Raw genomic sequence first — 612 nt, forward strand, 5'->3', positions numbered from 1 at the left:
GGCCGGGCCGGTTGCCGATCCGTGCCCGCACCACCCCGGCCGGGAACGTGCGACGTGCGTGCCGTGCCGGTCGGTGCCGGACTTGGACGTCGATCCGCAGCCCGTGGCCAGCGAGCCGGATCCCGAGCACGTGCGCGCGGCCGAGGAGGCGAAGGCGCAGATCCTGCGTGGCATCGCCGGCCGAGGCGCTGGCGGGAAGACCGCCCGTGCCAAGACGCGGACGCGGGCCGGCCGGGAAGCCGCGGCGCAGGCCTCGGAGGCCGAGTTCGAGCGGAAGCGGGCCGAGGCGCTGGCCGCGCTGGAAGCCCTGGAACAGAACAACCCGGCGGCGGGGACCTGACCGCCGCCGCATACGACTGCGGGTCGCCTCTGTAGCGAGAGGCGACCCGCCGATCCCCGATCCGATGCACCCGGAAATGGAGACCGATGAGTACCACCGTACCGAGCCCCGCACCGCCGTTCGATGACGGCGAGACCGAGGATCCGCGCGCTTTCCAGCGCATTCCGCCGCAGGACCTCGATGCCGAACAGGCGGTCCTTGGCGGGATGCTGCTGAGCAAGGACGCGATCGGCGAGGTCGTCGAGCTGCTGAAGGGCCACGACTTCTACAAG

The 612-nt window shown here is 72.2% G+C and carries 2 protein-coding genes; both read left to right on the forward strand.

The genetic code is table 11. The features are described 5' to 3' along the window. Positions 1-340 (forward strand): hypothetical protein (locus CCN39_RS48905; RefSeq protein ID WP_208630709.1); only part of this gene is annotated, 340 nt, incomplete at its 5' end. Positions 341-426: 86 nt separating this feature from the next. Beyond that, positions 427-612: DnaB-like helicase N-terminal domain-containing protein (locus CCN39_RS48910; protein WP_279629633.1), on the forward strand; the 186-nt coding region annotated here is incomplete at its 3' end.

It is taken from the genome of Amycolatopsis kentuckyensis, assembly GCF_002155975.1.
In the GTDB taxonomy this organism is placed as follows: domain Bacteria; phylum Actinomycetota; class Actinomycetes; order Mycobacteriales; family Pseudonocardiaceae; genus Amycolatopsis; species Amycolatopsis kentuckyensis.